Here is a 19960-nt window from a genome sequence, read left to right as displayed (position 1 = left end):
CGGGGCTCCCGGCCGCCGAAGGCCACCCACCCCTGACGTTCACACGCGTGCGAACACCCGGTCAGTGATCCTGGCCGGGTGTTCGCGCGTTCTGGGTCCAGGGTGCCCGCCCGGGGGCGCCGACCCGGACGCTACTTCAGCTCCGTGACCGGTCGGAACTCGTACCCCAGCTTCTTGATGCCGGTGACCGTCTTCTTGAGGTACTCAATGTCCAGGTATGGGTGGAAGAAGAAGCTCGCGGTAGATTCGCGCACGGTCAGGTTCGCATTGGCCCGTGAGACCAGGAACTCCGGGGTGCGGGCGGCATGGTTGTTCTGCTCGCCCTCGGTGATGTTGCCCAGGTTCTCGGGGTACACCGTTCCGCCGTAGATATCGCTCACCGTGAATGGGAGCTGCTGGCTGTAGGACTTACCGGCTTCGGAGGGTTGCCCCGTGAGGATGCCCGCGTAGTAGTCGCCCTGTTCGTAGCGCGCGTCGTACTCCTGGGCCATGGCCACGTACGAGTTCACGGAACCGCCGTAGTGCGGTGTCTCGAAGATCGTGGGCTCACCCAGACCGGCGTGCTCCATCACGGAGCGTCCCGCGTCCAGGCGGTCCTTCCACTCGTCCACGTCGTCCTGGGCCACGCGGCCCGCGGGCGTGATGTAGGAGTCGTTGGTGCACTCCTCGAACGTGTAGGGCGCGGTATCGGTGGACGTGCACCCGAACTGGTAGAACTCGTAGTCCTCACCGGAACGCCCGCTGTACGGGTTGTCCATGGTGCCCATCTGGTGCGTGGTGCCGTGCTGGATGAGCGTGCCACCCTTGCTCTGCATGTACTTCAGGGCGTCCACGACCTCGGGCCGGTCGGTGAGGCTGAGCCCGTACCAGTCGGAGCCGTCCTTGTTCTGCCCGATCTGGATCGGGATCACGGCCACCTGGAACGAAACGTTCTCGGACGCGAGGTAATCGGCCACGCGGCGCAGGTCCTTCGGGTTGGACTCCGGGCCCACGTCCTCCAGGCGCACCGCGGCCTGCTTCACCGCGGGGGCATCCGAACCCACGAGGTCGTAGAAGAGATCCGTGTAGACCAGGTACACGTCGTTCGCGTCGATGTAGTCCAGGGGCACCTCGGCCAAATACGTGAGGTTCGCGGAGCGGATGGCCCACGGGGCCTGCGGGGAACCGTTCGGCGTGCACGAGGTGGGCTTACCGTGCTCGGTGCACTGCGACGTCGCCAGGACCTCCAGCTTGTCGTTCGTGCCCGTGAACGGGACCACGATCTCAGGGGCACCCTGGGTCTCCCGGTGCACCTTCTCGCCCTGGTACTCGACCGAGGTGACCTTGGAACTGTCCACCGTGGTCGCGGCGCGGGGGTCCCAGCCGTACTTGTCCCGGAACTGGGCGTTCTGCGCGTCGTCGGGACCCGCGAGGGCCTCGATGTTGCGGCCCAACCACATCACGGGCTTGTCGGTGGAGCGGACGTCGTCCAGGAAGGCCTGGGGGAGCGGGACGCGGTGGTCTGCGCCGATGTACACCGCGGCGTCGTAGTTCTCGACCATGGCGTCCGTGTAGTCGGCCACCGGCTTGAGTTCGGTCTTCCCGAAGTGTGTGAGCAGGTTGCCCGTGGCGATCGCGTACATGGCGTTGGCGTCCGCGGCGGCACCGGTGTTGTCGTAGAGCACGCCGTGCGTACCCCGCAACCGTCCGCGCCAGCCCGGCGCGGACGATCCCGTCAGCCCTGTCCCATGATCTCGAAATCGTGGAACAGGACCTTGGCGTCCTCCGTGTACAACCCGATCGCGCCACCTCGGTAGGGAGTCTCCTCGTCCGTGACGGTGGCCAGTTCGGTTCCGTCCACTGTGACCGTCATTCTGGGCCAGTCCTGCGTGATCTCCACCCGGTAGTCCCTGCCCACCGGGAAGGTCCGGTCCCCACCGGAGGCGATGAACCGCTGCGCCCCCGGATAGGCCGGGTCCTGCTTGGAGATCTCCCAGCCGTTGGGTTTGAGCGCCACCGCGTAGAAGTGGTCGTTGTCGCGCAGGTTCCACTGCACCCAGCCCACTTCCCACGCATTGGGTTCGTCATTGCGGCGCAGTTGCTCCTCGGTGCGCACCGTGACGGCGAAGTCGGCGTCGTCGTAGTTCTCCACCGTGTGCACGAGCGCCCCGTGGGTCACGATGGCGGCCTCGGCCGTGTGGGGTTCCAGCAGCACCTGCCGGTCGTTGCCCTTCACGGTGCCGTAGCCCGTGTACATGACCTGCCAGCGCCCGTGCACCTCCCCGTCCGCCCACGGCTGCACGCGCCACAGGTTATTCATGACGGCCATCACCGCGAGCACCAGCACGATCGTCGCGACGAGTACGACGACGCCGCGTTTCCTCATGCATGGGCCTCCACCGTGAGCTCCCGGGCCGAGGAGTCCACCTGCTCCTGGTTCTCGACCACGCGTTCCGTCTTGGCCCAGCCGTTGTGGCCGCGCACCGCGCGCCACGCGGCCTTCCAGCCGGCCACATACCACAGCACGGCGTAGAGCACGTAGAGGTGGACCAGGCCCACGGCCTTGACCGGGTTCAGACCGCTGTGACGTTCCTGCGACCAGTACACCAGCCCGTAGAGCAGCGCGGGTCCGAACGCGATCAGGTAGGACGAGAGCCACCACCCGGAAACCACGGCGTGACCCGTGACGATCCCGACTGCGAGGTCCAGCACCCAGAAGGCGAACGCCAGGGACAGGAAGGACGTAAGCAGCAATAGGAACGGGCTCGTCAGGTGGTACAAGAGATCCGCCCGGCGGCTGCCGGTGAGGTCCCGCAGCACCCACGGCACCAGGTTCCAGGACTGCAGGTGGCCCTGGAACCACCGGGTGCGCTGCTTGACCCAGCGCTTGACGTCCACGAGTCCTTGCTGGTGCACGGACGCGGTGGAGACAAACTCGGTCTGCCACCCGTCCATGAGCAGTCGCACGCCCAAATCCAGGTCCTCGGTGAGGCTGCGCGACCACGGGGACACACCCAGCCCGTCGAGCGCGGAGAGCCGGACGAACTGGCCGTTGCCGCCGAGTCCCACGCTGCCCAGGTGTCGGCGGCCCCGTTGGAACACGTGGGTGTAGAGCACGAACTCGAGGTCCTGCATCCGGGCCAGGAGGTTCTGCTGGCGGTTGTTGATCCGCACGCCGACCTGCACCGCGCCCAGGCGGTTGTCTTTGAACAGGGGCATGACGTCGTCCAGGGCGTGCGGGTCCAGACGTCCGTCCGCGTCCATGACGCACACGACCACGTCAGCATGAGACGTCCCGGCGATCAGATCGCTCGTGCGCAGGTACTGGATGGCGGCGTTGAGCGCCTCGCCCTTCCCCTCGCGGGCGTGGGGCAGGGTGCGCTGGAACAGGTGCACGCGCGGGTCCGGGAACGAGCGCACGATCTCGGCCGTGCCGTCGTCGGAACCGTCGTCGATCACCATGATCTGGACGTCCGGGTGGTCCAAGCCGACGAGCCGCTCGAGGCTGGGCCGCAGGACGCGTTCCTCGTTGAGGCACGGGATCACGAAGACCACCTTGTGGTGGCCGGGGACGGTGGCGATCTTCACCCTACGGTGCTGAGAGTGCTGCGGTTCGAAGCGGGAGAGCACCAGGATGAACATGCCGTACAGGACGCTCAGGGCCACGAGGACCACGGCGAGCACCAGGATGAGGTCGATACGATGACCGAAGACCAGGATCACGGTTCAGCCCTTCACCTTCAGCGCGTGCCGACCGTGCGCGGGCAGCTCCTGGTACGGCTGGTCCTCGGCGGCGGTCACGGGCGCCATCTCGCGCGGGTGCGCGGCCTGACGGGGCCTGCGCCGGATCTGGTGCCACGTGGTGATGGCGCTCGCGATGGACACCGTGCTGAGGAAGAACAGCAGGTACGCCAGGAACAGCACCATGGCGATCATCAACAGCACGCGGCTGCCGCCCTGCAGGAACGCCTGCAACGTTTCCCCCACGGACGCGATTTCGGACAGCGCAAAGACATGCAACACGAATCCCCCGATTCCCCCTGTGGTGTCGCGATCATCCCCCCGGACTCACGACACCTGTGACCCATCCAGAATACGTCGGGCACAACTATGCGTTGTGGCACGTAATTGCGACTGCGAACGCTTTGTGGGCCGAGCGGCCCACGGAGGTGTGGGGTCTCCGGGGAAGCCTTCCGGCGCGCAGTGGCATAAAAGGTGCGTTTCGCATGTAAACAGATGCATTTATATAGAAAGTTGTGGGCTCAAACTCTATGCAGTAACGCCAAACAGGGGACAGTAACCGGCGTTGCGATCAAGGCGGACACGTACCCTAGGGCCATGCTCTCTTCGGTCACGCCCATACCCCCACTGTCCGATCTGCTCGATACCGCTCGGGTGGTCTCCCTGCCCATGCGCGTGCGGTTCCGGGGGGTCACCGCCCGGGAAACGGTGGTCTTCCACGGCCCGGCGGGTTGGGGTGAATTCGGTCCCTTCACCGAGTACGAGGACGCCGAAGCGGCGTCGTGGTTGCGCGCGGGCATCGAGGTGGCATGGACCGGGTTCCCCGACCCCGTGCGCACCCGGGTGCCCGTCAACGCCACGGTCCCGGCCGTCCCCGCCGAGCGCGTCCCGGAGGTCCTTGCGGGGTACGGCGGCGCGGTGCACGCCGTGAAGATCAAGGTCGCCGAACGCGGACAGAGCCTCGCGGACGACGTCGCTCGCGTCGCCGCCGTGCGCGCCGCCCTCCCGGACGCGCAACTGCGCGTGGACGCGAACATGGGCTGGAGTGAGGACGACGCCGTATGCGCACTCACCACCCTGAGCGAGTTCGAGCTCGCGTACGCCGAGCAACCCGTGGCCACCGTGCCGGGGCTGGCCAACGTGCGCCGTCGGCTGCGGGACGCGGGGAACAAATTGTTGATCGCCGCGGACGAATCCGTGCGCAAGGCGCAGGACCCGCTGGCCGTGGCTCGGGCCGACGCGGCGGATCTGATCGTGGTCAAGGTCGCACCCCTGGGCGGGGTACGCCGGGCGCTGGAGATCGTGGCGCAGGCCGGGCTGCCCGCCGTCGTCAGCTCCGCGATCGACAGCTCGGTGGGGATCCGGGCGGGCGTGGCACTCGCCGCGGCGTTACCGGAGTTGCCGTACGCGTGCGGGCTCGGGACGCTGTCCCTGATGACCGCGGACGTCACCGCCGAGCCCCTGCGCCCGGTGGACGGCTACCTCCCGGTGCGGGACGTGGCGGTCTCCGAGGATCTGCTGACGGAACACGCGGTCACGGGCCCGCGCCGTGACTGGTGGCTCGAGCGGATCTCCCGCACGTACGAGGTGCTGCGGGGCGGGGACATTTAGACGGCGGAAGGGGCCGACACTACGCATGGGTAGGATCGGCCCCTTCTTGGCAAGTCCGGTTCAGCGACGGGCAGCCGGAGTGGGCTCCTCGGTGGCGGATTCAACCAAAGGAGTATCGATATGGGGCTTCAAGCGCGAGGCCGCGAAGGCAGCTAGAGCTACCACGACCGCAACCCCGATGTAGAGCTGGGTCGGTGACCAGCCGCCGTCGAGGAGGGTGCCCACCAGAATGGGTGCCAGAATGGCTCCCACCCGGCCAATTCCGAGACCCCATCCGACACCGGTTGCTCGCACCTCCGGCGCATACGTCTGAGGCGCCACGGTGTAGAGTCCCGCAACACAGCCGTTGATGAGCATTCCCACGACAACACCACTTAGGAATGCGAGAGCCGGAATTGATGTAGTAGTAATGAATGCCACCAATAGCACGGCCGCAAGAATAGTGAACACCACGAGCGTGTTGCGCGCGTTACGCCGAATGGTCAGAACACCGTAGATCAGCGAACCGAAGGTTCCACCCATGGTCAGCATCAGGCCCCCCACGATGCCTTGTTGCTCCGTCATCCCGGATTCAACCAGAAGTCTCGGCGTCCACGAATTCGCGAAGTAGAAGCCGAACATGATGACGAAGAACGATACCCATAGCAGGATGGTCGAAATCCGGTACCGGCCACCAAGCAGCTGCGTCACGCTACCCTGTGACGAATTGGTTGTGGTGGGTGCATCCCCCAGGAAAACGTCTCCCTTGAGCCCGATCCGTCGGGCAATTCCAGCCAACTTCTCTTCGGCATTCTTGGGGCGTCGGACACGGTAGTAATCAACAGATTCTGGCAGGATCACCAGGATCAAAACGGCTGCGAACAATGTCACAAGGCCGCCGGCAAGGAACACGGAGCGCCATCCGAAAGCGGGAATCAGCTGGGTGGCGCCCATTCCACCCAGTGTGGCACCCACCCCGTAGCCAGCGGTGTAGATACTGATGGCCATGCCGCGATTCTTCACATTGGAGTACTCGCTGGTGATGACCGTAACCGTTGCGAGGATGCCGCCCACACCCAGCCCGGTGATGACTCGCCATGCGCCCAGCTCAAGGGCGGAGTTCGCCGTGGCGGAAAGGAACAAACCTACGGCATTGATGCCAACCGCGACCAACAAGATCTTGCGACGTCCGAAGCGATCAGCGAACGGGCCCAGCAAGAGTGATCCAGCAGCCATGCCGATCAGACCGGAACTCAGCAGCCAGCCCAGCTGGGCTCCTGTGAGTTCGAACTCCTTGGAGACGGAGGTCGCGGTGAAGGCCATTGCCAACACGTCGTACCCGTCGAGGGCGTTGAGAAACGCGGCTAGTGCAACAATGACCCATTGATATGCCGACATCTTGGAAATGTCGATCTTACGGCGAATGTCCAAAACATGCCTTTCAGGGAACGTCGATGGTTACGAGGGCTGACTGTGCGGGGTTTCCCGGAGTTGAATCCGGTCGAGTTGCTACTGCGCGGGAGACGCAGCAGCACATTGTGGCGTTCGGGGCCTTCTGGCGGTCGGAATAGAAGACGTCTCGATGATCAACTTCCCCGGAAAGCTCCAGAATCTTCACCTGACAGACACCACACTCTCCCCGGCGACAATCCGACATGGTGTCCACACCTCCGCGTTCCAGCGCTTCGAGCATCGACTCATCCGAATTCACGGTGGTCCTGAAGTTCAATCGGGGAATATGGACTTCGAAGGGCTCGGCCTCGTACCATCCACTGTTCCCGAACGTCTCGTACCTCAAATTGGTAGGGTCCAGGCCGTTATCGGACCACGCCCTGCGGACAGCATCCATCAAGCGAATGGGTCCGCACATGTACAGCTCGGTGCCATCGGCAACGCTGCTCACGAGATCAGCGACATCCAGAGTTCTCCCCCGATCATCCAGGTGAACCTCGATACGGTCGCCGTGCAGCGCCTTCAAATCCTCCATGTAGGCATGGGCACTGCTGCACGGTGAGGTGACAGTTCTATTGTCAAGCCGCGAGGTCCACGGCTGGGTTCATGATGGTCTCGCATTCCATCGGGGTCAAACGGCCCAGGCGAACCTGTCGGCGGCGCCGGTGGTAGGTCTGTTCGATCCAGGTGATAATCGCGATCCGCAGCTCGTCACGGGTCCGCCAGCGACGGCGATCGAGGACGTTCTTCTGCAGCAACGCGAAGAAGGATTTCCGCGCCGCGTGGCCGCATTGACCAGTGCGTTCACCGCGAGGCGGGCCTTCATTCGGGAATCCATGGAGTAGCCCACGATCCGCCCGCAGAACGCGTCCTTACGAACGACGTCTTCGCGGAACTCTCGGGGATATGGAGCGGGCTTTGTGCATATCCTTCCAGGCCGCCCGACGGGCAAGCCAGACCAGATGTCACCTCCCCCGTACAGCAGTCCCGATCCATGATGAGGGGCCGAGGTGGCTCGAACTTGCCCCAGCGCGTAAACGGGGGTTGAAACCCGCCCCTGTATGCAGCCCGGGACCCAAAGTCGCCACAATGCGGCACGCGGCGCGCGGGGCCCCGAAGGTGGTCCGTGACGGACGCGCAATTAACCCGTCGTTCGCCCGGTGGTTGCTTGGCGATCACGCCGTGATGGTGGGCTGAGCAGCGGAACCACTCGCTGACATGCATCAACGCATGTCCCACCCAGGGAGCCACGCCATGACCCAAGCGCCCGAACGCCGTCGCCTGTTGCCCATGCTGGGCCACGTCAACGGCAAGCGAAGCCCGCTCACGTGTGAACTCAAGTGCGGTAGCCAGTGCATGACCCCGGACGCGAACACATCCGGCAACGAGTACGTGCACGACGTCATCTCCGCAGCTGTCAGCCGCCGTGCCGCCCTGGGTCTGGGGATGGCCGGGGCCGTGACCGTGGGTGTGGTCGCCGCGACCGCCCAGCCGGCCGAGGCCACCTACGCCTACTGGGGTCAGGGCCGTGCCCGCCTGGACTTCACGCCCATCAAGCCCGTGGACATGACCGTGGACGACCTCTCGGTGCCCAAGGGCTACGACTGGTCGCCCATCATCCGCTGGGGTGACCCCCTGTTCTACGACTCCCCGGAGTTCGACCCCAAGAACCAGACCCCCGAAGCGCAAGCCAAGCAGTTCGGGTTCAACTCGGACTATCTGGACATCATCCCGGACCCGAACGGGCTCACGGGCGTGCTGGTGAACAACCACGAGTACACCAACGAGAACACCATGTTCCCGGCGGGCTACGACAAGACCAACCTGACCAACATGGTCAAGACCGCGATCCAGGCGCACGGCATGTCGGTCGTGGAGATCTCCCGCACCAAGGTGGGGGAGCCGTGGACCTATGTGCGCGGTGGCGCTCGCAACCGTCGCATCACGCTGACCACCACGTTCGTGATGGACGGGCCCGCCGCGGGGTCCGATCTGCTCAAGACGCAGGACGACCCCACCGGCAAGCGCGTGCTGGGCACCCAGAACAATTGCTCGGGCGGTGTGACACCGTGGGGCACGGTGCTCTCCGGTGAGGAGAACGTGCACCAGTACTTCATCACCTCCGGCACCGCCGAGGAGAAGCGCTACGGCTTCCCCACGACCATGCCGTCCCGCCGCTGGCCCGAGGTGGAGAAGCGCTTCGACGCCCGGATCGAGGGGTACAAGAACGAGCCCAACCGCTTCGGTTGGATCGTGGAGATCGACCCGCAGAACCCCAACTCCGCGCCCATCAAGCACACCGCGCTGGGCCGCTTCAAGCACGAGGGCGCGAACGTGCGCGTGGGTGACGACGGCACGGTGGTCGCGTACTCCGGTGACGACGAGAAGTTCGAGTACATCTACAAGTTCGTCTCGTCCCGCAAATACCGCAAGGGCGACAAGGCCCACAATATGAAGTTGCTCTCCGAGGGCGACCTCTACGTGGCCCGGCTGCGCGGCAACTCCCAGGCCCCCGAGATCACTGGGACGGGCCAGCTGCCCCGCGACGGCGAGTTCGACGGCACCGGCGAGTGGCTGCCCCTGCTCAAGGGTGGAAAGTCCATGGTCCGCGGCATGTCCGTGGAGGAGGTCCTGGTTTACACCCGCCTCGCCGCGGACAAGGCTGGCGCCACCAAGATGGACCGCCCGGAGGATGTGGAGCCCAACCCCCACACCGGCAAGGTGTACGCGGCGCTGACCAACAACTCCGATCGCGGCAAGCCCGGCAAGGCGGACGTGGACGAGGCCAATCCCCGCATCGGCAACCGTGACGGGTACATCCTGGAACTGACCGAGCGCAATAACCGGCCCCAGGCCACGCGCTTCGACTGGAACCTGTTGCTCGTGTGCGGTGACCCCACCAAGGATTCGGGGACGTACTTCGGCGGGTTCCCCAAGGAGAAGGTCTCCCCGATCTCGTGCCCCGACAACGTGGCCTTCGACAAGGCGGGCAACCTGTGGATCTCCACGGACGGTGCGCCCTCCAAGATCGGCTACAACGACGGTCTGTTCAAGGTGGACCTCCAGGGTGCCAATCGCGGTCGCGTGCAGCAGTTCCTGGCCGTGCCGCAGGACGCGGAGACGTGCGGTCCCGTGATCCACGACATCGAGGGCATGGTCTACGTGGCCGTGCAGCACCCCGGTGAGGACGGCACGTTCGAGCAGCCCCGCTCGTACTTCCCCGACTACGTGCTGCCCACGCGCGCCGGGGCCGGCGAGTTCTCCATGCCGCGCCCCGCGGTGGTCCAGGTCTTCCACAAGAACCGCGAGGACCAGCCCGAGTTCCCCGGTGGCGTGAGCGACAAGCCGGGTAAGGGCCGCAACCAGGACAAGCGCCGCAAGAACGGCAAGAACGGCCCCAAGTACCGCGGGTACCAGGGCAAGAGCAATGCCGAGCTCAAGCGCCGCGCTCGCCAGGCGCCCAAGTCCTTCGAGGGCTGAGCTCGTAGCACCACCGCACGCGCGGGCGGGATCGCGGGGGACCGCGGTTCCGCCCGCGTCGTCGTGCCCGGGAACAGCGGGCGACGACGCCGCGGTGTCGGCCGAGCGACGTCGGCCTGTACTCGCGGGTGACCAGGGGGAATGCCGGCTATGTGACGTGTTTGTGACGGTGAATCGCTGCACTGAGGGCTCGCTCGGTACGTTGGAGCGACTTGCCTCCCCCTCACCCAAGGAGCACCCATGACACCCTCCGTCGACACCCAGGACCAGGCCCCCGCCGCGGCGTCCGGCCGCGTGCGCGGACCCCGCAAGGGCACCGATCTGGGCCAGTGGAAGGTCAGCGGCCGCACGCCGCTGAACCACAACGAGGAGTTCAAGGCGGAGGAGAACTCGCTCAACGTCCGGCAGCGGATCATCGACACGTACTCCAAGACGGGGTACGCCTCGATCCCCGCGGACGACGTCCACGGGCGGTTCCGCTGGTTGGGCCTGTACACGCAGCGCAAGCAGGGCGTGGACGGTGCGTCGACCTCCAAGCTGGACGCCGAATCGCTCTCGGACGAGTACTTCATGCAGCGCATCCGCCTAGACGGCGGACAGCTGACCACGGAGCAGACGCGCGTGCTGGGTGGTATCTCCCGGGATTTCGCGCGCGGCACCGCGGACGTGTCCGACCGGCAGAACATCCAGCTGCACTGGCTGCGCATCCAGGACGTCCCCGAGATGTGGGAACGCCTGGACTCGGTGGGGCTCACGACCCTCGAGGCGTGCGGTGACACCCCCCGCGTGTTCCTGGGCAGCCCCGTGGCGGGCGTCGAGGCGGATCCGATCATCGATCCCACGTCCGAGCTCGAGGCGCTGCGCACAGAGTTCGTGGGCAACCCGGACTACGTGAACCTGCCGCGCAAGTTCAAGACCGCGATCACCGGCAGCCGCACCCTGGACGTGGTGCACGAGATCAACGACGTCAGCTTCGTGGGGGTCAACCACCCGGAACTCGGTCCCGGTTACGACCTGTGGGTGGGCGGTGCACTGTCCGTGTCCCCGCGGTTGGGGGAGCGCCTGGGTGCGTTCGTGGCGCCGGAGGACGTCGTGCCCGTGTGGGCCGGGGTCACTGCGATCTTCCGTGACTACGGCTACCGCAAGCAGCGCACCAAGGCCCGGTTGAAGTTCCTGCTCGCCGAGTGGGGCCCGGAGAAGTTCCGCCAGGTGCTCCAGGACGAGTACCTGGGTCGCGAGCTGCCCGACGGTCCCGCCCCCGAGCGCGCCGTGGGTCACGCGGATCACGTGGGGGTCCACGAGCAGAACGACGGCAAGAAGTACGTGGGCTTCGCGCTGACCGCGGGTCGCCTGAGCGGTGACGCCCTCGTGGCGCTCGCCGACGCCGCCGAGGCCGCCGGTTCCGGCCGGATCCGGTTGACCCCGCACCAGAAGGTCCTGGTGCTGGACGTGGCCCCGGAGAACGTGGATCCCCTGATCGAGGCGCTGCGCCCGTGGGGGATGCACGCCAAGCCCAGCCCGTTCCGCCGGTCCACGATCGCGTGCACCGGGATCGAGTTCTGCAAGCTCGCGTTCGTGGAGACCAAGGGTCTTGCCGCGCGGGTGATCGACGACATGGAGCAGCGCCTCCAGGATGTGGAGATCCCCACCCCCATTTCCCTGCACATCAACGGGTGCCCCAACTCGTGCGCGCGTATCCAGACCGCGGACATCGGCCTCAAGGGCCAGTACATCGGTGAGGAGTACGTGTTCCAGGTGCACCTGGGCGGCGGCCTGGCCTCCCCGGACCGCGAGGAGGGCGGCCTGGGCCGCACCGTGCGCGGGCTGAAGATCACCGCCGACGACCTGTCCGACTACGTGGAGCGTGTCACCCGCACGTTCCTCGACGAGCGCGAGGCTCACCAGAGCTTCGCCGAGTGGGCCCTGAACGCCCAGGAGGATTCACTGACATGACCAGGACCGACACCGCAGGCAACAGCGGCGCGGCGGACGCGGCGTCGTCGTCCGCTCACACCACGACCATCGAGCAGGACCCCGCGGCCGCTTCCCCCGGACGCACCCGCTCCGTCGAGGAGCTCAAGGCGCTCGTCGAGGAGGCGCAGCAGCGCTTCGGACTGCGGGATGCGGACCCGGACGAGGTGCTCGCGTGGGCCGCCGAGACCTTCGGGAAGAAGCTCGCGGTCGCGTGCTCCATGGCCTCCGACACCGTGGTCCCCGCCCTGGTGAGCAATCACGTCAAGGACGTGGACGTGCTCTTCCTGGAGACGGGCTACCACTTCCCGGAGACCCTCGAGACCCGCGATCGCTTCGCCTCGGACTGGCCAGTGAACGTGCGGACCCTGCTGCCCGAGCTGACCGTGCCCGAGCAGGACGCCAAGTACGGTCCCAAGCTCCATGACCGTGACCCGGGCCTGTGCTGCGGGATGCGCAAGGTTGCGCCGCTGGACAAGGCCCTGGCCGGCTATGAGGCCTGGGTGACCGGGCTGCGGCGCGAGGAGACACCCCACCGCGCGAACGCCGCGCCTGTGGAGTGGGACGAGCACCACCAGATGGTCAAGCTCAACCCCGTGGTGGATTGGAGCTTCGACCACGTGGTCGATTACGCCGAGCAGAACCTCGTGGTGGTCAACCCGTTGCTGGGCCAGGGCTACCCGTCCATCGGGTGTGCACCATGCACGCGCAAGGTCGCGCCCGGAGAAGACCCCCGCGCCGGTCGTTGGTCCGGTGTGGGCAAGACAGAATGCGGGATCCATCTATGACCACGACCACCTCCGAATCCGTGACACTCTCCCAGCTGCAGCGCCTCGAGGCCGAGTCCATCCACATCTTCCGCGAGACCGCGTCCGAGGGCGAGCGCCCCGTGCTGTTGTTTTCCGGCGGCAAGGACTCGGTGGTCATGCTTCACCTGGCCGCCAAGGCCTTCTGGCCGGCCCCCATCCCGTTCCCCGTGCTGCACGTGGACACCGGGCACAACTTCCCGGAGGTCCTGGAGTTCCGGGATCGCACCGTGGAGCGGTTGAAGATCCGTCTGGAGGTCGCCAAGGTCCAGGACTACATCGACGACGGCCGCCTGGCCGAGCGCCCGGACGGTACCCGCAACCAGTTGCAGACCGTTCCCCTGCTGGAGGCGATCGCGGAGGGCAAGCACGACGTCGTCTACGGCGGCGCCCGGCGTGACGAGGAGAAAGCCCGCGCCAAGGAACGCATCATCAGCCTGCGCGATGAGTTCGGCCAGTGGGATCCGCGTAACCAGCGCCCTGAACTGTGGAGCCTGTACAACACGCGCCACCGCCCCGGTGAGCACGTGCGGGTGTTCCCGCTGTCCAACTGGACCGAGTTGGACATCTGGTCCTACATCACCGAGCAGGGCATCGACCTGCCCCCGCTGTACTACGCCCACGAGCGGGACGTGATCAGCCGCGACGGGATGTGGCTCGCCGTGGGTGAGTACGTGAGCCCGCGGGAGAACGAGACCGTGGAGCAGCGCACCGTGCGCTACCGCACCGTGGGTGACATGAGCTGCACGGGTGCCGTGGAGTCCCCGGCCACGACCGCGGAGGAGGTGCTGGCTGAGGTCATGACCAGCACCCTCACCGAACGCGGGGCCACCCGCGCGGACGACCGCGTGTCCGAGGCCGCCATGGAGGACCGCAAACGAGAGGGCTACTTCTAGAGATGAGCACCGAGAACCGAGCAAGCCTGCTGCGGATCGCCACGGCCGGCAGCGTGGACGACGGCAAGTCCACGCTCGTGGGCCGCTTGCTGCACGACACCAAGAACATCCTGGTGGACCAGCTCGACGCGATCGAACGGGTCAGCCAGTCCCGCGGCCTGGACGCCGCGGACCTCGCGCTGCTCACGGACGGGCTGCGGGCCGAACGCGAGCAGGGCATCACGATCGACGTGGCCTACCGCTATTTCGCGACGCCCGCGCGCAGCTTCATCCTCGCGGACTGCCCGGGGCACGTGCAGTACACGCGCAACACCGTCACGGGTGCCTCCACCGCGGACGCGCTGATCGTGCTCGTGGACATCACCCACGGGATCATGGAGCAGACCCGGCGCCACCTGGCTGTCGGGGCCCTGCTGGGAGTGCCGCACCTGATCGTCGCGGTCAACAAGATCGACCTGTTGCCCGATGCGGAAGAAGCGTTCCGGGAACTGAGCGGACAGTTGCACGAACTCGCGGACGACCTGGGTGTGCTGGACCTGCGGATCATCCCGGTCTCCGCGCTGCGCGGCGACAACGTGGTCGAGGCCTCCCAGGACACCCCGTGGTACGACGGTCCGTCCCTGCTGAGCTGGCTCGAGAACCTCCCGGACTCGTCCGAGCTCACCCAGGCGGAACGGTTCGCGCTGCCCGTGCAGTGCGTCATCCGCCCGCAGGCCGCCGCACTGTCCCCGGAGTTCGTGGACTACCGCGGCTACGCGGGCCAGATTGCCTCCGGTTCGGTGGCCGTGGGGGACAAGGTCGCCGTGCAACCGGCCGGGCGCACCACCACGGTTGAGCGCATCGACGTGGCCGGGGCTCCCGCCGAGTACGCCGTGGCCGGGCAGTCCGTGACCCTCACGCTCGCGGACCAGATCGACATCACGCGCGGTGACCTGATCGCGGAACCGGCCGGGGCGCCGTCGGGCACTAAGTCGGTGGAGGCCGTGGTGTGCTGGCTCGACGACGAGAAGCCCCTGCGCGAGGGCCAGCGCGTGCTGCTCAAGCACACCACGCGCGTGGTGCGCGGGATCGTGGGTTCGCTCGACGGGCGGCTGAACCTCGAGAGCCTCGCCGCGGAATCGGTGGAGTCGTTCGAGCTCAATGATATCGGCCGGGTGACCGTACGCGTGGCCGAACCGCTGTTCACCACTGCGTACACGCAGTCGCACGCGCTGGGCTCGTTCCTGCTCATCGACCCACAGTCCGGTCGCACGCAGGCCGCGGGCATGGTGCAGGACGACAGCGTCAACACCCCGGGTGTGCTGGGTAACCTCCGCGCGGACGCGGGGGAGTGGGCCATCTGAGCCGTCCCTGAGTGACCTTTGCGGCCCCGGTCCACGTCGTCGACGACGGCGCGGCACCGGGGCCGCTGTGCGTGTCGGTGCCGGTCGATACGCTCTGAAGCGTGATCAGCCCCAGCCTCGTCTCGGCCACCGCCGTCCTGCGCGCCCTCGCGATGCGCGGGATGGAACACCTCGTGGTGTCCCCGGGGTCGCGTTCCGCGCCGCTGGCATATGCCGCGGCCGCAGCGCAGGCCAGCGGTGCACTGTCGGTACACGTGCGGATCGACGAGCGCGACGCCGCCTTCACCGCCCTCGGCATCGCCCGCTCCACGGGCCTGCCGTGCGCCGTGGTGACCACGAGCGGGACGGCCGTGGGTGAGCTGCTCCCGGCGGTCATGGAGGCCTCCCACGCGGGGGTCCCCCTGGTGGTGCTCAGCGCGGACCGCCCGCCCGAACTGCGCGGGACCGGCGCGAACCAGACCACGCAGCAACCCGGGATGTTCGCCAACTTCGTGCGCGCGGCCGTGGACCTGCTACCCCCGGACGATCCGCAGTTGTCATGGCCGCAGCAGTGCGAGGACGTGGAATCGTTGCTCGATCACGTCCTGGCCGCCCTTCCCGGCAATGAGCAGGATCCGCCCGGACCCGTGCATGTGAACGTGGCCCTGCGCGATCCGCTGTACCCCGTGTGCGACGACGACCACCGTCACCTGCGCAGCTGGGCCCGCGACCTCGCGAGTGAGGTGCGGCCCGTGCGTTCCGGGGGTGCCGCGCGGATCCGGGTGCACCCGTGGTCGGTGCTCCTGGAGCCGTTCCTCCCGCCCGCCGAGTCGGTGCGAATCACGGAGTCGGCGCCATGGAACGAGCCCGTGCGTGTGACTTCCGAGGCCGACGGCGCGGATATGCGTTCCAATGCCGCGCGGCGGGTGTCTTCCGACTCTGAGTCTTCGGCGCCCCCGGCACCCTCGGCGACCGCGGGCACCGCGCATCCCCTCATCTTTGCCGGCGACGGCGCGGGGCCTACCACCGAGCGTTTCGCGCTGGAGCATTCGTTGCCCCTGCTCGCCGAACCCTCGTCCCAGGCGCGCGCGGGAGAGGCCGCCATCGCGTCCTACGAGAGCGTGCTGGACTCACCCCTCGGTGAGCGCGTGGACTCGGTGATCCTCGTGGGCCGCCCGACCCTGAGTCGCCGTGTCTCGGCGCTGCTCAAGCGCCCCGACGTGCGGGTGATCGCCGTGCGACCCGATCCCGCTCCGTGGTTCGAGCACGGCAGGCGCCCCGAGGACGCGGTGGGCTCGTTCGAGGAGGCGGCGAGCGCCGTCGGACCTGCGGAACCCGGGTGGCTCGAGGCGTGGCGCGAGGCGGGAGCCGCCGCCGACGCCGCGGTGCTGCGGTTCGCGGACGACCAACCCTCGCTGACGCGCCTGCACGTAGCGCGGGCAGTGTGGGACGCAGCGTGCGCGGACGGGTCGGTACTCGTGGCGGGGTCCTCCAACATCGTTCGGGACCTGGATCTCGTGGCCCGCGCCCGGGGGCCCTTGGCGGTGATCGCCAACCGCGGGCTCGCGGGGATCGACGGGACCGTGGCCACCGCGCACGGCGTGGGACTGGGGACGGGGCGGCCCGTGCGTGCCGTCATGGGGGACCTGACGTTCCTGCACGACGCCGGGGGACTGCTCCTGGGACCCGGCGAACGCGTTCCGGACCTGCACATGATCGTGGTCAACGACTCCGGCGGCGGGATCTTCCAGACCCTGGAACACGGGGACCTGGGCCGGGACCCGCGTTACACCGCGACCGTGGAGCGCTTCTTCGGAACCCCCCACACGGTGGGGATCGCGGAGCTGTGTGCGGCGTACGGGGTCCAGTACGTGAGCGCGGACACCGCGATCGAACTTGCCGCCGCGCTCGCCGCACCCGTGGCCGGCCGGCGGGTCATCGAGGTCACACTGGACCGGCAGAGCCTGCGGGACTTCAACGTGGCCGCCAGGGACGCCGGTGCGCGAGCGGTGCGGGAGTACCTTGAGGGCGAGCCCTCCGAACGGGAGCATCGCGCGGGGGAGTGAATGCCACTCGGCGCTCACATGTTTTTCACCGTGCGCCGTGCGTACCGTCCCGGGCCGGCCGCGGCCGTATGCGCCGCCCATGGTGTCCGGGGCGCTCGTTAGCATGGCGTCATGACTGAGCAGAGCACTCACACGACCACCGTCCGCACCGCGCTCGTCACGGGCGCCACCCGCGGCATCGGCCGGGCCATCGTGCAGGACCTCGCACGGGACCACATCGTCTTCGTAGGCGGACGTTCCGCCGACGCCGTCCAGCGGGTCCGCGACGAACTCGCCGGGCTGGGTCCGGGGACCCGGGCGTTCACCGCGGACGTGAGCTCGGACGAGCAGGTCGCCGCGGCGTGGGAACCCCTGCGGGACGAGTTCGAGGGGCTCAACGTGCTGGTCCACTCGGCCGGGATCGCACCGCAAGCGCGGGTGGAGGAGGCCACGCGGGAGCAGTGGGAGCGGATCTTCGACATCAACGTGATCTCCGTGGCCCAGCTGACCCGGTTGACCCTGCCCCAGCTGCGCGTGGCTGGCGGTGACGTCGTGGCCATCAACTCGGGCTCGGGGTTCACCTCGGGCCCGTCGGCGGCGCTGTACTCCGGGACCAAGTTCGCCCTGCGCGCCCTGACCGACGCGCTGCGTGAGGAGGAACGCGAGAACGGCGTGCGCGTGAGCTCGGTGCACCCGGGGCGCGTGGCCACGGACATGCAAGAGGAACTGCAGGCGTACATGGGCAACGAGTACCACCCCGAGGACTGGATCCGCCCCGAGCAGATTGCCGCGGCGGTGCGCACGGCAGTGGACGCCACGCGGGATTCTCAGGTCGAGGTGATCTCGGTGCGGCCCTCCGGGATGGTGAACCGGGGCTGACCGCGGTTCATCGCCTCCCGCAGGGGCCGCTCATGACGTCGTGATCGGGTGGGCGCGCTGCATCGGCGCGGGATGCGCGCCCCGAGGGATGCCGGCCGACCCCGCCGGGACCACCGTGAACGCCGGTGAATAGGCGTCCTCACCATAGGGTGCGTGTTTCAATCACGCCGATTCATTCACAATCCGGGAAAGAGGCACCCCTGGTAAAACCCAGGGGTGCTCCCAGTGCCATGGGTCACACTCTCGGTCAGGATCGAGGTCGAGTCATGAGCGCCACGTCGGTGCTCAACTCGGGCGCGGTGATCGGCGGCATGCTCGCCTCCAAGCTCGCGGACCGTTCGGGCCCGCAGCGCATCGTGGCCACCACGTTCGTGCTCGCGGCCATCACCCTGGCGCTTATGACCTCCGCGTTCCCGCTGCCGGTGCTGTTCATCGTCATCGCGATCGCCGGTGTGGGCACCCTGGGTACCCAGGTGCTGATCTACGGCTTCACGTCCAACTACTACATGACCAAGCACGTGCCGCCGGCGTGGCCTGGGGCTCCGTCCGCCTGGGCGGGATCTTCGGCCCACTCATCGGCGGGTGGCTCCTGGCCGCCAACCTGGGAGGTGCCACCGCGTTCTACATCTTCGGTGCCGTGGCCCTGTTCGGTGCGCTCGTGACCATCCTCGTGCCGCGTCAGCGCACGGTGGAACAGGCCAAGGCCACGGCCGAGGAGATCCTCGAGACCCAGGACATCCCGGGGTCCGCCACCGACATCCCTGTCACGGATCGCGTCTGATCCACCGATCCGGTCGGGCACCCGCTCGGCACCCGTGTTCCACCACGACGGCGCCGCTGTTCTTCCCGAACAGCGGCGTCGTCATCGTGTGCTTCCACGCGGCGTCGCGCCCCGCCCATTGCTGCGGGATCACGGGGGCGGGGCCCCGTTTCACGGGAGTCGACGGGCGGATTACTCCGGGGTGTCCACCGTGGTGGGGTTGAGGACCCGGGAGAGGAACGTGCGGGTGCGCTCGTGCTGGGGTGAGCCGATGATCTCGCGGGCGGGGCCCTGTTCCACGACCACGCCGCCGTCCATGAACACCACGCGGTCGGCGACGTCGCGTGCGAAGGACATCTCGTGGGTCACCACGAGCATGGTCATCCCGTCATCCGCGAGTTGGCGCATGATCGCGAGGACGTCGCCCACGGTCTCGGGATCGAGAGCGGAGGTGGGCTCGTCGAACAACATCAGATCGGGGTCCATGGACAGCGCCCGGGCGATCGCCACGCGCTGCTGCTGACCGCCGGAGAGCTGGGTGGGCCGCTGGCCGGCCTTGGCCTCCAGACCCACGCGTTCCAGGTTCGCCAGGGCGATGCGCTTGGCCTCCTCCTTGGAGCGCTTGAGCACCTTGACCTGAGACACCGTGCAGTTCTCGAGCACGCTCAGGTGGGGGAACAGGTTGAACTGCTGGAACACCATGCCCACGCGGCGGCGCATGGCGTCCACGTCCAGATCTGGGTCCGTGACCGTGAACCCGCCCACGGAAATGGTCCCGGACTGCGGGGACTCCAGGAGGTTGAGGCAGCGCAACAGGGTGGACTTGCCGGAACCGGAGGGCCCGATCAGACACACGACCTCACCTGTGGCCACGTCCAGATCGATCCCGCGCAGCACCTCGAGGTCCCCGTAGGACTTGTGCAGCTCGCGCACGTGCACCGCGGCGGAACCGGAGTGGCCCCGGTCGGACGCGGCAGCGGCGTCGTCGGAGGACGCGCGAGATACACCCGGGGACCGGGCAGCGGAACGGCCCGGACCG

Annotated in this window: 17 protein-coding genes and 1 pseudogene; 10 read left to right on the top strand and 8 right to left on the bottom strand. The window is 67.5% G+C overall.

All coding sequences use genetic code 11. The annotated features are described in order from the left end of the window. Positions 1 to 131 precede the first annotated feature (131 nt). From RF646_RS01880 to RF646_RS01865, 4 genes are read right to left on the bottom strand one after another with little or no spacing between them, the layout of a single operon-like run. Positions 132 to 1664: a DUF2334 domain-containing protein gene (locus tag RF646_RS01880; RefSeq protein ID WP_368835051.1), complete on the bottom strand. Its 1533-nt coding sequence runs from the start codon at positions 1662 to 1664 to the stop codon at positions 132 to 134. Positions 1665 to 1714: 50 nt separating this feature from the next. Then, positions 1715 to 2365, bottom strand: a complete 651-nt coding sequence (locus tag RF646_RS01875) for a family 16 glycoside hydrolase (RefSeq protein ID WP_064846679.1) — start codon at positions 2363 to 2365, stop codon at positions 1715 to 1717. Continuing rightward, positions 2362 to 3702, bottom strand: a complete 1341-nt coding sequence (locus tag RF646_RS01870) for a glycosyltransferase family 2 protein (protein WP_368835050.1) — start codon at positions 3700 to 3702, stop codon at positions 2362 to 2364. Before RF646_RS01870 ends, RF646_RS01875 begins: the two co-directional genes overlap by 4 nt. Before the next feature lie 3 nt (positions 3703 to 3705). After that, positions 3706 to 3966 (bottom strand): hypothetical protein, encoded by a 261-nt coding sequence (locus RF646_RS01865; protein ID WP_143467430.1) that lies wholly within the window; start codon positions 3964 to 3966, stop codon positions 3706 to 3708. A 351-nt stretch (positions 3967 to 4317) separates the two neighbouring features. Between RF646_RS01865 and RF646_RS01860 the strand changes: the two genes are divergently transcribed. Next, the gene (locus RF646_RS01860; protein WP_186317192.1) at positions 4318 to 5331 is read left to right on the top strand and encodes an o-succinylbenzoate synthase; all 1014 of its coding nucleotides are present in this window, start codon (positions 4318 to 4320) and stop codon (positions 5329 to 5331) included. Positions 5332 to 5391: 60 nt separating this feature from the next. Here RF646_RS01860 and RF646_RS01855 read toward each other — a convergent pair whose 3' ends face one another. The 3 genes and pseudogenes from RF646_RS01855 to RF646_RS01845 form a co-directional block, all read right to left on the bottom strand. Further along, positions 5392 to 6741 carry an MFS transporter gene (locus tag RF646_RS01855; RefSeq protein ID WP_368835049.1) on the bottom strand — a complete coding sequence of 450 codons (1350 nt, stop codon included), beginning with the start codon at positions 6739 to 6741 and terminating at the stop codon, positions 5392 to 5394. A 10-nt stretch (positions 6742 to 6751) separates the two neighbouring features. After that, on the bottom strand, positions 6752 to 7297 hold the full coding sequence (locus RF646_RS01850; RefSeq protein ID WP_368835048.1) for a flavin reductase family protein: 546 nt from the start codon (positions 7295 to 7297) through the stop codon (positions 6752 to 6754). Positions 7298 to 7340: 43 nt separating this feature from the next. Next, positions 7341 to 7636, bottom strand: a pseudogene (locus RF646_RS01845) (IS3 family transposase); the annotation flags it as partial. A gap of 380 nt (positions 7637 to 8016) precedes the next feature. On the opposite strand from RF646_RS01845, the gene RF646_RS01840 reads away from it, so the two are divergent. The 9 genes from RF646_RS01840 (at position 8017) to RF646_RS01800 (ending at position 18942) form a co-directional block, all read left to right on the top strand. Next, positions 8017 to 10242: a PhoX family phosphatase gene (locus RF646_RS01840; RefSeq protein ID WP_368835047.1), complete on the top strand. Its 2226-nt coding sequence runs from the start codon at positions 8017 to 8019 to the stop codon at positions 10240 to 10242. Positions 10243 to 10482: 240 nt separating this feature from the next. Further along, complete coding sequence (locus RF646_RS01835; protein ID WP_368835046.1) at positions 10483 to 12195, top strand: nitrite/sulfite reductase; 1713 nt, start codon at positions 10483 to 10485, stop codon at positions 12193 to 12195. After that, positions 12192 to 13001: a phosphoadenylyl-sulfate reductase gene (locus RF646_RS01830; RefSeq protein ID WP_241180598.1), complete on the top strand. Its 810-nt coding sequence runs from the start codon at positions 12192 to 12194 to the stop codon at positions 12999 to 13001. Before RF646_RS01835 ends, RF646_RS01830 begins: the two co-directional genes overlap by 4 nt. Beyond that, positions 12998 to 13915 carry a sulfate adenylyltransferase subunit CysD gene (gene cysD / locus RF646_RS01825; RefSeq protein WP_368835045.1) on the top strand — a complete coding sequence of 306 codons (918 nt, stop codon included), beginning with the start codon at positions 12998 to 13000 and terminating at the stop codon, positions 13913 to 13915. Before RF646_RS01830 ends, cysD begins: the two co-directional genes overlap by 4 nt. 2 nt (positions 13916 to 13917) lie before the next feature. After that, positions 13918 to 15258, top strand: a complete 1341-nt coding sequence (locus RF646_RS01820) for a sulfate adenylyltransferase subunit 1 (protein ID WP_368835044.1) — start codon at positions 13918 to 13920, stop codon at positions 15256 to 15258. Between the two features lie 101 nt (positions 15259 to 15359). Beyond that, complete coding sequence (gene menD, locus RF646_RS01815; protein WP_368835043.1) at positions 15360 to 17303, top strand: 2-succinyl-5-enolpyruvyl-6-hydroxy-3-cyclohexene-1-carboxylic-acid synthase; 1944 nt, start codon at positions 15360 to 15362, stop codon at positions 17301 to 17303. 111 nt (positions 17304 to 17414) lie between these two features. After that, complete coding sequence (locus tag RF646_RS01810) at positions 17415 to 18161, top strand: SDR family oxidoreductase (RefSeq protein ID WP_368835042.1); 747 nt, start codon at positions 17415 to 17417, stop codon at positions 18159 to 18161. Between the two features lie 266 nt (positions 18162 to 18427). Next, the gene (locus tag RF646_RS01805; RefSeq protein WP_368835185.1) at positions 18428 to 18823 is read left to right on the top strand and encodes a hypothetical protein; all 396 of its coding nucleotides are present in this window, start codon (positions 18428 to 18430) and stop codon (positions 18821 to 18823) included. Beyond that, a complete protein-coding gene (locus tag RF646_RS01800) occupies positions 18712 to 18942 on the top strand; it encodes a hypothetical protein (RefSeq protein ID WP_368835176.1) in 231 nt (76 codons plus the stop codon). The genes RF646_RS01805 and RF646_RS01800 overlap by 112 nt, the downstream gene beginning before the upstream one ends. Positions 18943 to 19113: 171 nt before the next feature. Here RF646_RS01800 and RF646_RS01795 read toward each other — a convergent pair whose 3' ends face one another. After that, entirely contained in the window at positions 19114 to 19860 is a 747-nt protein-coding gene (locus RF646_RS01795) for an amino acid ABC transporter ATP-binding protein (RefSeq protein WP_368835175.1), read from the bottom strand. Positions 19861 to 19960 lie beyond the last annotated feature (100 nt).

It is taken from the genome of Kocuria sp. CPCC 205261 (assembly GCF_040981025.1).
GTDB lineage: Bacteria > Actinomycetota > Actinomycetes > Actinomycetales > Micrococcaceae > Kocuria > Kocuria marina.
The sequence above is the reverse complement of the archived record's forward strand: the minus strand, read 5'-3'. Positions and strand labels throughout refer to the sequence as shown.

Bases quoted from the DNA above. Each gene is read 5' to 3' on its own strand.
- RF646_RS01875 (WP_064846679.1), bottom strand. From the start codon at position 2,365: ATGAGGAAACGCGGCGTCGTCGTACTCGTCGCGACGATCGTGCTGGTG.
- RF646_RS01860 (WP_186317192.1), top strand. From the start codon at position 4,318: ATGCTCTCTTCGGTCACGCCCATACCCCCACTGTCCGATCTGCTCGAT.
- RF646_RS01850 (WP_368835048.1), bottom strand. From the start codon at position 7,297: ATGGAGGATTTGAAGGCGCTGCACGGCGACCGTATCGAGGTTCACCTG.
- RF646_RS01840 (WP_368835047.1), top strand. From the start codon at position 8,017: ATGACCCAAGCGCCCGAACGCCGTCGCCTGTTGCCCATGCTGGGCCAC.
- RF646_RS01835 (WP_368835046.1), top strand. From the start codon at position 10,483: ATGACACCCTCCGTCGACACCCAGGACCAGGCCCCCGCCGCGGCGTCC.
- RF646_RS01830 (WP_241180598.1), top strand. From the start codon at position 12,192: ATGACCAGGACCGACACCGCAGGCAACAGCGGCGCGGCGGACGCGGCG.
- cysD (WP_368835045.1), top strand. From the start codon at position 12,998: ATGACCACGACCACCTCCGAATCCGTGACACTCTCCCAGCTGCAGCGC.
- RF646_RS01820 (WP_368835044.1), top strand. From the start codon at position 13,918: ATGAGCACCGAGAACCGAGCAAGCCTGCTGCGGATCGCCACGGCCGGC.
- RF646_RS01810 (WP_368835042.1), top strand. From the start codon at position 17,415: ATGACTGAGCAGAGCACTCACACGACCACCGTCCGCACCGCGCTCGTC.
- RF646_RS01805 (WP_368835185.1), top strand. From the start codon at position 18,428: ATGAGCGCCACGTCGGTGCTCAACTCGGGCGCGGTGATCGGCGGCATG.